Origin of the sequence: Selenomonas sp. FC4001 (genome assembly GCF_000701565.1) — a bacterium.
Classification (GTDB): Bacteria; Bacillota; Negativicutes; order Selenomonadales; family Selenomonadaceae; genus Selenomonas_A; species Selenomonas_A ruminantium_B.
The window spans coordinates 277,070-287,618 of sequence record NZ_KL370793.1 but is presented as its reverse complement, the minus strand read 5'-3'; the positions used below and the strand labels follow the sequence as shown (position 1 = coordinate 287,618).

General features: G+C 50.6%; 8 protein-coding genes, 1 tRNA gene, 1 pseudogene and 1 riboswitch. All 10 genes and pseudogenes read left to right on the top strand.

From position 1 onward, the window contains the following. Positions 1 to 90: 90 nt before the first annotated feature. Positions 91 to 570, top strand: a pseudogene (locus T320_RS11010) (ATP-binding protein); the annotation flags it as partial. Positions 571 to 666: 96 nt separating this feature from the next. Continuing rightward, on the top strand, positions 667 to 1,821 hold the full coding sequence (locus tag T320_RS11005; protein ID WP_037355734.1) for an exodeoxyribonuclease VII large subunit: 1,155 nt from the start codon (positions 667 to 669) through the stop codon (positions 1,819 to 1,821). A 104-nt stretch (positions 1,822 to 1,925) separates the two neighbouring features. Next, positions 1,926 to 2,001 (top strand) — tRNA-Thr (locus tag T320_RS11000). A 213-nt stretch (positions 2,002 to 2,214) separates the two neighbouring features. Further along, positions 2,215 to 2,958 (top strand): PrsW family glutamic-type intramembrane protease, encoded by a 744-nt coding sequence (locus T320_RS10995; RefSeq protein WP_037355729.1) that lies wholly within the window; start codon positions 2,215 to 2,217, stop codon positions 2,956 to 2,958. Positions 2,959 to 3,136: 178 nt separating this feature from the next. Next, positions 3,137 to 4,453: a YjiH family protein gene (locus T320_RS10990; protein ID WP_051608731.1), complete on the top strand. Its 1,317-nt coding sequence runs from the start codon at positions 3,137 to 3,139 to the stop codon at positions 4,451 to 4,453. Positions 4,454 to 4,530: 77 nt separating this feature from the next. Continuing rightward, entirely contained in the window at positions 4,531 to 6,558 is a 2,028-nt protein-coding gene (locus tag T320_RS14065) for a PAS domain-containing hybrid sensor histidine kinase/response regulator (RefSeq protein ID WP_051608730.1), read from the top strand. Positions 6,559 to 6,640: 82 nt separating this feature from the next. Then, positions 6,641 to 7,519 (top strand): ABC transporter ATP-binding protein, encoded by an 879-nt coding sequence (locus T320_RS10980; protein WP_026761111.1) that lies wholly within the window; start codon positions 6,641 to 6,643, stop codon positions 7,517 to 7,519. 2 nt (positions 7,520 to 7,521) lie between these two features. Beyond that, positions 7,522 to 8,265, top strand: coding sequence for an ABC transporter permease (locus T320_RS10975; RefSeq protein ID WP_037355727.1), 744 nt, complete (start codon positions 7,522 to 7,524; stop codon positions 8,263 to 8,265). Between the two features lie 83 nt (positions 8,266 to 8,348). Beyond that, positions 8,349 to 8,544, top strand: a riboswitch (cobalamin riboswitch). Between the two features lie 138 nt (positions 8,545 to 8,682). Next, complete coding sequence (locus tag T320_RS10970) at positions 8,683 to 9,675, top strand: sirohydrochlorin cobaltochelatase (protein WP_037355725.1); 993 nt, start codon at positions 8,683 to 8,685, stop codon at positions 9,673 to 9,675. 167 nt (positions 9,676 to 9,842) lie between these two features. Beyond that, a complete protein-coding gene (gene cobI / locus T320_RS10965; RefSeq protein WP_037355723.1) occupies positions 9,843 to 10,544 on the top strand; it encodes a precorrin-2 C(20)-methyltransferase in 702 nt (233 codons plus the stop codon). Positions 10,545 to 10,549: the final 5 nt, after the last annotated feature.

Genomic DNA, 10,549 nt, shown 5'->3' with positions numbered 1-10,549 from the left:
TGATTCGCTCCTGCGTGGTTGTTCCGGGAGATGGGGCGGGCGGGTAGTCTACTGTTATCGTTACCGCACCCGCACAATTATCCGCACGGATGCCCCTGCGGTTATGCTGGTTCTCCGGACAGGGAATGCAAGTGCACGCCTTATGAAATCAAGCGCTATACGCAGCGGATTTCCGGGCCGCTGCTCGATCGAATCGATATTCACATTCAGGTGCCGCAGGTGAAGTATGAGGAGCTTTCCTCAGCCAAGCGGGCGGAATCGTCGGCGAAAATCCGTCAGCGGGTGGCAGCGGCCCGAAAAATACAGCTGCAGCGGCTCAAAAAATATCATATCTTCTGCAATGCCCAGATGAATCATGCCATGCTGCAGAAGCTCTGTCCATTGGAGCCGCAGGCAAAAGCCATGCTGGAGCAGGCCTTCAGGCAGAAGCATCTTTCCGCCCGTTCCTATGATAGGATTATCAAAGTGGCCAGAACCATAGCAGACTTGGCCGGGGCGGAAAATATCACAGCGCCGCATATTGCCGAGGCAATACAACTGCGCAACGATAAGGGGCTCGGGACGGATTAAGGAGCGATTTTTAATCTTGCTTTAATTGTATTTCCAGACGATATGCTTTATCATCAATAGATGTTTGAAACTCTGCTCATTGATGAAGGAAGATATATGGAATTTAAGATTAAGCAACAAGAGAACCAGAAAGACCCCTATCAGAACCGCAACTTTTGGGAGACGCTGAAGACGGAAAGATTTCCGGGAATTAATGTGGGAAATGTTAACCATAATTGGATGTGGTGCATTGACTCCCAAAAGCTGAACACAGAACAGCTGAGGAAACAACATGAAAAAGAATTTCCGGAGGCGGTTTCCTATATCATCCAGGAATACAATAAGCGAAGGCCCATCCCCATGGATGATTATCTGGATTTGCTATACGACAACGTGGAATTAGGGGATGAACTCAAGGAAGTCCGTACGCTATATGGAACCGTCCACTACATAAATGAGAAAAAGACCTTTATGATCATGACCTGCGGCATCGAGGAAAAGAAGAAACTTTCCGTCTGGATACCGGCACATATTGAAATTGCTGACCGGGATGCGATCGTCGAAGGTGCGGTGGTGGATGTTCGCGGCAGCCTGCAGATTTGGCATGAGCGCAAGAACGAATTTCAAATCAAGGCGGAGTATATCGGCCTGTCCCGTCTGGAAAACGGCGAGGCACGGGAATCTGAGTGGATAAATCAGCTCAAGCAGTGGCAGGCGGAGTACAAGGATGAATGGTCAGCAACGGCACCGCCGGAAATCAAAATCACAGAAAATCGGATGGCTTTGATTACCGCTGGCGGCAGTGCCGGCAAGGCTGACTTTTACGCCTTGCGCAAGGGCAATTACAGCATAAAATCCTATGATATCACCATAAGTTCCCCAGAGGAAATCGTGCAAACCATTCAAGCGATAAATGACGAAGCGGATAAATACGATTTCATCTGTATCGTGCGCGGCGGCGGGGACAGGGTGGACTTTACGCCCTTTTATCATCCGGCGGTAATCGAAGCGATTGCCAAAAGTGAAACACCTGTGACGCTGGCACTAGGGCATGCCTATGATATGCATTATGCCGCCAAGGTAGCCAGTGAAACCTGGCTGACGCCGACGGATGCCATCAAGGGGATAAACGCCTTGTACTTCCGCAATACCAATATCTCGGATAGTGATAAGATAAAAGTGCTGGAGGATGAAATCCATAATCTGCAGCAGAAGTTAAGGCGCTATGAAGACAGAGGATTCCTGGCTAAGGTTTGGGACCTGTTCAAGTAGGAAGGGGAATTTGACATGTCAATGTTCCGTTTTCGACCCGCCTCCGAAGATTAAAAAAAGTGTTGACAGGATACCCTGTTAAATGCTATATTATACGAGTCGTTGCTGATATAGCTCAGTCGGTAGAGCGTATCCTTGGTAAGGATAAGGTCACCAGTTCAATCCTGGTTATCAGCTCCATAATTGAATATATCCTGCATGGCAGGTTCGATTTTAAGATACCCCGTGGGGTTGGCACTTTTGCCTTAGTTGCAAAGATGCTGGCTCTGCGGGGGATTTTTGTTTGAGAAAAGGATTTCTTGAACATAGCGGGAAATATATAAAGAACTACCTGCACAAATGCATAGGTATAGGCTGGTCGTTGTAATTCCGTGACGAAAGGGGTGACGTATCATGGAACTTATTCAGATGCTTTTAGCCGCAATTATATTAGGCATAATCTACAAGAAAATGCGCAAATGGGAGGTCGGCGCAACCATCGGTAAAAAGCAGGCCCTGCTTCCTATCGGCCTGGGGGTACTTTCAACCATCCTGGCCTTTGCTGTTACGCTGGCCATCGGCTATGGCCTGACGGTGGAGGGCTATAGCCTAAGCGATATACAGGACCCGTTTTTGAAAGCTTTTGTCTCAGCTTTTCTGCGGGCTGGGCTCACCGAGGAATTTGCCAAGCTATTGATGATACTCTGGGCCATCTGCATATTGAAGCCGAAAAATGTCTACGAATACGCCCTGATAGGCGGTGCGACAGGTTTTGGCTTCACCTTGCTCGAAGAGATGGTGTATGGAGAAAGTATCATGACGCTCTTCCGCCTTACCGATGTAGCGATGCATATGTCAATGGGCATCATCATGGGCAAATACCTTGGGCTGGGAAAATACAACAGGGAAAACGGTCTTCTGTATAAGTCCTCCTATGTGATCGCGTTGGCCGTTCCTGTACTCATTCATACCATCTACGATGCCCTGACGGTCTACAATCCGGCCATAGCGGTTGAAGGAATGGATGATGAAAGCATGGCCTTCTGGATAATAATGGGACTTATCGTCATACTGTGTGCCTTTGTCTTCCAAATCGTCATCATAAAAGGCATGAAGCGGGAGGCGCCAAGGCTTTCTGAAATGTTGCTGACGAAGTGAACCGCAGATTTTAATCGTCCGGGGGGAGTGAATTGGCCCTGACATTTGACTTGTCAGATTGACTTGTCAACAAGGGCTGGGCTATAAGAATCGGGCAAAAAAATGCGTGACAAGAGGACAAAAACCGTGTAAAATAGGTGCTGTTGTAAATTTATGCATTAAAAGTGAGGAAAAATACATGACATGGATTAAGTTTGTGGTTGGTGCCCTGTTTGGTATGGGCATGTTCCTCCTGCCTGTTGGGGGCGGGGAGGGCTTTTCAACTCCTGTAGGGATGCTGACGGAGTGGCTGGAGAAGCTCATTACCGCCAATGTTCCCTGGTTCTTGTATCTCTTGGTGGCGTTGTCTTCTCTGGGCGCGCTAGCCTGCCGGTTCTGTCAGCCGTCTTTTATCACGAAGCGCAAGTGGGCCATGGGGCTTTTTAATGTGTCCTGGCCTTATCTGCTTACGCGGCTGGTGGCATTGCTCGTTGTCATTGCCGTGGGCGGTGAAATCGGCCCCGAATGGATTCGCGGCGCTGATGTGGGCGGCAGCATGGTGGGGCTTTCCCAGACCTTGGTGGCTTTGGCTTTTTCGTTGAGCTTTGTACTGCCCTTCCTGACGGATACGGGTATTATGGAGTTTACGGGGGTGCTCTTAAAGCCGCTTATCCGTCCGCTGTTTCATGTGCCGGGGCGGGCATCGGTTGACCTCATTGCCTCCTGGCTGGCTTCGTCCAACACGGCGGTGCTCATAACGGCCGGTCAGTATAACAGTGGCTACTACAGCCGCCGCGAAGCGGCCACCATTATGACGAACTTCTCTTTGGTGTCCATTCCCTTCTGCATGGTGGTAGCGGGCACGCTCCATGTGGAGCATTTATTTCCGCTGCTCTATCTGACGGTAACGGTGGTGGGCCTCTTGCTGGCGGTAATTGCCGTGCGCATTCCGCCACTGGCTGCGGTGGCCGAGGATTATCGCGGTGAGCCACAGCTAAAAGAAGAAGTGCCGCAGGGCAATTCACTCGTCAGCTGGGCCATTGCCGCGGCCTTGGAGCGGGCGGCAAAGTTCCGTCTGTCCGTAGCGGTGAAGGTGGGGCTTGAGATGGCCATCGGCATTCTCTTTGACCTGATTCCCATCGTCATTGCCTGGGGCACCATCGGCACACTGCTCGTCAATGAAACGCCTATCTTCCAATGGATTGCCTATCCCATGGGACTTTACATGTGGGCTATCGGTATTCCCGATGCTTTCACGCTGGCACCGGCTACGTTGGTGGGCTTTATCGACATGTTTATTCCGGCGCTCATCACGAATCCCGAAGCACCGGAACAGATTCGCTTCTTTATCTCGGCCCTGTCGCTCGTGCAGATTATCTATCTGACCGAGGTGGGCAGCATCATCGTCAAGAGTGATGTAGGCTTGGATATCAAGCGCCTGTTTGTGATTTTTTTGGAACGCACCTTGGTGGCCGTGCCGCTTCTCTGGATGGTGACAAAATTTTTTATTGGTTAACCACTTTATAGAAGGAAAATTTACGCTTCTTACAGAATATCTAGTGAAAGATTAAGTCATTGCTGGAGGGAGCGCAAATGTTAGCCGATTCGAAATATAAATTTGCTAATATTGATGATGCCTATGCGCCGGTTTTGGTTTGCCGGAGGTATCCTGACGCCCTTGAAGTCCTGCATATTTCTGCAGGACTTTGTCGTATGTTCAAAATGAGCCGCGAAGAACTCTATGATTTCTTTATGCTGCCGATAACTGAACAGATTCATCCGGATGATTTGGTACGCGTATTGCGCATGGTGCAGCGTGTTTTTCATAATCCGGAGGAACTGCTGCAGTTTAGTTACCGCATGGTTCTGCCACCAGAAAAAGATAAATTTATATGGCTGATGTCGACCATTTATGGCAGAAAATTGGCTGATGGTTCGGTTTTGCAGTATATTGCCAGCATGGATATAACGGCCGAACGGGAAGAACAGGAAAAGCAGGCGGCAGTGTTTACCCATACGAATGCGCTCTTGGAACGGATTTTGGATACCACGCAGACGGCACTTTTCTGGAAGGATAAGGAACGGCGCTTTCAGGGAGCAAACAAGGCCTTTTTGGATTATTACGATTTTCCTTCGGAGCAGGTCATCTTAGGGAAAACCGATGAGGAAATGGGCTGGCATGCGGAGGAAGAGCCGTTCAAAAGTGATGAGTGGCGCGTTCTGCATAAGGGAGAATCGACTTACCGCGTCCGTGGCAAATGCATGAGTCATGGCGAAATGCGGGATATTGTGGCCAGCAAACGGCCACTGATTGAAAATGGCGAAATTGTGGGGTTGGTGGGCAGCTTTGAGGACGTTACCGATGAAATTCGCCATCAGGAGCAAATGGAAAAGCTCAACGAACAGCTGCGACAGGCTTTGGAGAAGGCTGAAAGTGCCAATCGAGCCAAGTCGGCGTTCCTCTCCAATGTAAGCCATGATATGCGGACTCCCTTGAATGGTATTTTGGGTGTGGCAGAGCTGGCCTTGCAATGTCAGGAAATCGACAAGGTGCATGAATACCTGCAGAAGATTATGACGGCCGGTTCTTTGCTGAAGGATTTGATTAACGACACATTGGAGCTTTCCCGGATAGGCTCCGCGAAAAAGCAGCTGGATTATGAAGTGGTGGAAGCCAACCATATGCTGGACCGCTTGATTGCCTCCATCCGTTCAACGGCGGAGCAGAAGGGGGTCAATTTTCATGTCAATATGGATTTTGCAGAAGTGGGCCTTGTCCGGCTGGACAGGCTGAAGCTTTCCAAAATCCTGCTGAATTTCCTGTCCAATGCGGTGAAGTTCACGGAGGCAGGCGGGGATGTATGGCTTGAGGGCAAGGTGCTTGAAAGAGATGACCACCATTGTAAGTGCCGCTTTATGGTGAAGGATACCGGTAGGGGTATATCTGCCCATTTCATTCCCAAGCTGTTTGAACCCTTTGAGCAGGAAGATGCTCTGTCTGCGCAGGGCGTTATGGGCACAGGGCTGGGCCTTTCCATTGCCAAGGGGCTGCTGGATATCTTAGGCGGTACTGTGGTGGTGGAAAGTGAACTGGGGAAGGGCACAACCTTTACGGTGGAACTGGAGATAGAAAGGGCCAGTGATGAGGGGCGGCAAAAGCAGCTGCCGGATAGCGAGGCGGTCGATTTGGAAGGCCGTCAGGTTCTCGTCTGCGAGGATAATGAGCTGAACCGGGAGATTGTGACCACCATTTTGGAAATGAATAATCTGCAGGTCATTACCGCTGAAAACGGCGAACAGGGCGTACTGCAGTTCTTGGAGTCGCCGCAGTACAGCATTGATGTGATTCTGATGGATATTCGGATGCCGGTGATGGACGGTTTGACGGCGGCGGCACAGATTCGCCAGCTGGACAGGAAGGATGCGGGGCTTGTGCCCATCATTGCTCTGTCTGCCAATGCGTTTCAGGAGGATGTAGAGGATTCCCGCAAGGCGGGGATGAATGACCATCTGACGAAGCCGGTGGAGCCGGAACTTTTGCTGGCCAGTATGCGGCAGCAGATTGGCGCGTATGATGTACAGCGGAAAGCAGTCAGGGGCGAACAGACGGAAACACACTGAAGGTTCGCCAAAAGGACGTAATGATGCTATACTAATGGGTGAATGAACGCCATGAATACCGAGGGGGAAGAAATTAGACCCGATGATTGTTATTGATAAACTGACCAAAAAATTTCCGCATAAGGATAAGAAGGGGCAAAAGACGGAAAAGACTGCCGTCGATGCGCTGTCCCTGCATGTCCGTCCTGGGGAGGTCTTTGGCCTGCTGGGGCCCAATGGGGCAGGCAAGACCACGACCATCCGCATGCTCACCATGCAGCTTAAGCCCACCGCAGGTAAAATTGCCTATGGCGGGCGGGATATCTTCAGTTCCGGGGAAGCCCAGCGGGTCAAGTCTTTGATTGGCGTGGTGCCCCAGCATGTGAACTTTGACCAGGATTTGACCGTGGGAGAGAACATGGAGCTTCATGCCCGCCTGCATCATATGGAAAAAAGGGAACGCCAGCAGCGGATTGCGGAACTTTTGAACTATGTGGAACTGACCGAGGTCATAAATGATAATGTGCGCCGCTTGTCCGGGGGAATGAAGCGGCGCTTGCTTATTGCCCGGGCACTGATTCATAAGCCCAAGATTCTCTTTATGGATGAGCCGACTGTAGCCCTTGACCCGCAGGTGCGGCGGCGCATCTGGGACTTGGTGCGGGGACTTGCCCGGGACGGCGTGACGGTGTTTTTAACCACGCATTATATCGAGGAAGCAGAAAATCTCTGCCAGCGGGTGGCCATCTTAAACAAGGGGAAACTTACGGCACTTGACACGCCGGAAAACTTCAAGGAACGGCTCGGAAAATTCACCGTGGAATGGGATGGCAGCGAGGGACGGGAATACCGCTTCTTCGGAGAAAAACAGGAAGCGGCGGCCTTTGCCGGCAGTCAGGAAGCGGCTGGCGGCATCCTTATCCGCCCCACGAATCTCGAAGATGTGTTTATTGAACTTACCGGGCATAAAGGAGGCCTGTGATTTTGCAAGTTTTATACGATACCTGGACGGTATTCTGGCGGGATTGGGTTGTACTCAAGCGGCGCCTGACCAAGTTCATTCTGGCCCGTATGGTGGCGCCTATGCTCTATCTGGTGGCCTTTGGCTGGGGATTGGGGCGCAGTATTAACGTGGGCAGCGGCAGTTATCTGGACTTCCTCGTGCCGGGGATACTGGCGCTGAATTCCATGAATATCAGCTTTAACAGCATCACGCCGGTACATGCCGAGCGCATTTACCATAAGAGTTTGGAAGAATATATTCTGGCTCCGATTAAGCCTGCCGCCTATGTGCTGGGGAAGGTCTTAGCGGCGGTTCTCCGCAGCCTTATCTCCAGTGCCATCATTTTGGTACTGGCCTATGGTTTTGGCGCCCGGCTGGAGCTTTCCGGCCAGATGCTGCTGGTGCTGGTGCTCAATGCCGTTATCTTTGCGGAGGTAGGCTTTTTTGCCGCCATGAAAATCAGCACCTATGAGGAAATGAGTCAGGTGAACACTTATATCCTGCTGCCCATGTCCTTTCTCTGTGGCACCTTTTTTACCACGCAGGCATTGCCGAGCGTCCTGCGTTGGGCGATTGAAGCCCTGCCACTGACGCATACGAGCATGCTGCTGCGAAGTCTGGCTAGTGGCGGCGAAGGGGAAATTCTATCCCTGCTCGTACTGGCTGCGTATGCGCTGCTGGGCTTCTATCTGAGCCGTCGTGCCTTTGATAAGTTGGCCGCATAAATGAAATTCTTTTATGCTGTGATTGACAGCATATATCTTAGTGATTATAATTAAAAATGTGAGTGATTTCACATTTATTTATAAACTGCATAAGAGGAACAGGTGCAAGCCGGCGCACATCCGGCTGCTGAAAAGAGAAGCTGGTTAAAGGCCAGCGCGGTCCCGCCACTGTAAGGGGAGTAAGCCTGCATAGTTAAGTCACTGGAAGCGAAGCTTTTGGGAAGGCGCAGGGGAGCGATGAACCGAGCCAGGAGAACTGCCTGTTTGACAATCACCGTAGCAGCTGTTGGGAGGCTGCTGAACCTGCGAGCGATGGGAAGGGGATTTCGTCTTTTGAGATGGGAGCATCTTTCTGCGCTTTTTTGCAGAGAGGTGCTTTTTCTGATGCAGGGGAGTATTTAGGGAGGTTTTTTATTTATGAAAAACTGGCAGAAAATGTTAGCAGCAGCTATCGCCTGCGGGGCAGCTTTCTCCGCAAGCTATGTACCGGCAGAAGCAGCTTATCAGCTCAACGAGGAAGTCAAGGCTCCGACCAAGGCCCTCAAGCAGGCATCCGAAATCGGCGTGCTCAAGAACGAAAACCCGGCTATGGCTAACAAGGCCAACAAGGACGCCATTGTGGTGATGACTTTTGGTACGACGTTCAAAGATACCCGCGCTAAGACCATCGATGCTACGGTAAAGGCCATTCAGGCTAAGCATCCGAATACCAAGGTGGTAACGGCGTATACTTCCCATATCATCATTAACCGCGTGAAGAAAAACGAAGGCATTACTTTCCCGACGCCGGAAGAAGCCTTGGAACAGCTGAAAAAAGAAGGCTACACCCGCGTAGCACTGGCATCTCTCGATGTTATTCCGGGCATGGAATACAACTACGATATCGGCGTATATCACAACTACAAAGACCAGTTCAAGAAGATGACGCTGGGCACTTCTCTGATGTACTGGCAGGGTCAGGAAGAACAGGCTGACGATGTGGCTGAAACCATCAAGGCGCTGTCCACCCAGTTCCCGAAACAGGGCAAGGAAGATGCCATCCTGATTATGGCACATGGTACGCCGCAGGTTTCCAACGCTTACTATTCTGTAATTCAGGCTAAGCTCGACGAAGCCGGTTACAAGAATGTTTACGTTTACACGGTAGAAGGCTGGCCGAACCTCGAAACGGTTATGCCCAAGCTCAAGAAGAACGGCATCAAGAACATCACGCTCATGCCGATGATGATGGTTGCCGGTGACCATGCCAACAACGATATGGCTGGTAAGGAAGAAGATTCCCATAAATCCATTCTGGAAAAAGCCGGCTACAAGGTTAATGCCTACATTCACGGCATTGGCGAAAACAAGGCTATCCGCGACCTCTATGTAAAACGTGCGGAAGATGCCTGGAACGCTCTCGAAAAATAAGATTTCACCATATTCATCTATTTTATCTATATTCATCGCTGTGTTAAGCCGTCTGCCCTGCCTGAAATTGGGGCGGGCGGCTTAAACACACTTAGAGGTTTATTTGACAGGTGATAGTCAGCATAGTATGATAGGCTAAGACACTATTGTATGGAGGTTAATGATTCATGAGTGGAATCTTTTATGGTATCGGTGTGGGCCCTGGCGACCCGGAACTTTTGACGGTGAAGGCCATCAAGGCCATTGAACAGGTGGACGTGCTTATCGCTCCTAAGACGGAGAAGAAAGACGGCAGCGTGGCGCTGACGGTAGCCAAACCCTATCTCAAGAAGGATGTGGAAATCGTCTATCAGGTATTCCCCATGGTGAAGGGCTTTGCGGAAAACAGCATCGATGCATGGGAATCCAACAAGCAGGAGATTCTGGAACTGCTGCGCTCTGGCAAGAACGTGGCCTTCCTGACCATCGGTGACCCCATGTTCTACAGCACCTATATCTACGTGTTCCGCCTGCTCGAAAATGAGGGTGTGGACATTCAGACCATTCCCGGCATTCCGGCATTTGCCGCTATCGGCAGCCAGCTCGGTTACCCTATTGTGGAAGGGGACGACGTGCTATCCATCATTCCGGCAACTGCCAGCCCCGAAAAGGTGGAAAAGGCCATGCAGGCTGCCGACAATGTGGTGCTCATGAAGGTCTACAAGAACTTTGAAGAAGTGGCCGACATGCTGGACAAAAACGAAATGGCTGAACAGGCTGTACTTGTGAGCCGTGCCGGCCTCGATGATGAAAAAATCATCTATGATGTCCTGGCCCATAAGAAGGAAAAGCTGAACTATCTCTCCACGATTTTGACGCGCAAAAAATAATAGGG

Bases quoted from the DNA above. Each gene is read 5' to 3' on its own strand.
- T320_RS11005 (WP_037355734.1), top strand. From the start codon at position 667: ATGGAATTTAAGATTAAGCAACAAGAGAACCAGAAAGACCCCTATCAG.
- T320_RS10995 (WP_037355729.1), top strand. From the start codon at position 2,215: ATGGAACTTATTCAGATGCTTTTAGCCGCAATTATATTAGGCATAATC.
- T320_RS10990 (WP_051608731.1), top strand. From the start codon at position 3,137: ATGACATGGATTAAGTTTGTGGTTGGTGCCCTGTTTGGTATGGGCATG.
- T320_RS14065 (WP_051608730.1), top strand. From the start codon at position 4,531: ATGTTAGCCGATTCGAAATATAAATTTGCTAATATTGATGATGCCTAT.
- T320_RS10980 (WP_026761111.1), top strand. From the start codon at position 6,641: ATGATTGTTATTGATAAACTGACCAAAAAATTTCCGCATAAGGATAAG.
- T320_RS10970 (WP_037355725.1), top strand. From the start codon at position 8,683: ATGAAAAACTGGCAGAAAATGTTAGCAGCAGCTATCGCCTGCGGGGCA.
- cobI (WP_037355723.1), top strand. From the start codon at position 9,843: ATGAGTGGAATCTTTTATGGTATCGGTGTGGGCCCTGGCGACCCGGAA.